Raw genomic sequence first — 251 nt, 5'->3', positions numbered from 1 at the left:
CGGCCTGGTATTCCATCTCACGCGACAAGGCGCGCTCGGACAGGGCGACCACGCTGAAGGCGGTATCCACCAGCGAACGGATGGCCCAGACAATGATCGACAGGGTCCAGCCAACCCAGGCGATACGGAAGTCCATGCGCGAGAGGCCGGCCAGGAGGCTGTCCAGCGCGTCGCGCCGCGCGACCAGCTGGCTGGCGATCTGGTGGGCCACGTACACCCAACGGCCGACGGCCATGGTGCGCTGCGCGAAG

At 68.1% G+C, this 251-nt stretch carries 1 pseudogene; it reads right to left on the bottom strand.

The window, feature by feature from the left end:
• Window positions 1–251 (bottom strand): annotated as a pseudogene (locus KVS69_RS20035) (hypothetical protein); the annotation flags it as partial.

This window comes from Stenotrophomonas sp. GbtcB23, from assembly GCF_019091045.1.
Taxonomy (GTDB): Bacteria; Pseudomonadota; Gammaproteobacteria; order Xanthomonadales; family Xanthomonadaceae; genus Stenotrophomonas; species Stenotrophomonas rhizophila_A.
The sequence above is the reverse complement of the archived record's forward strand: the minus strand, read 5'-3'. Positions and strand labels throughout refer to the sequence as shown.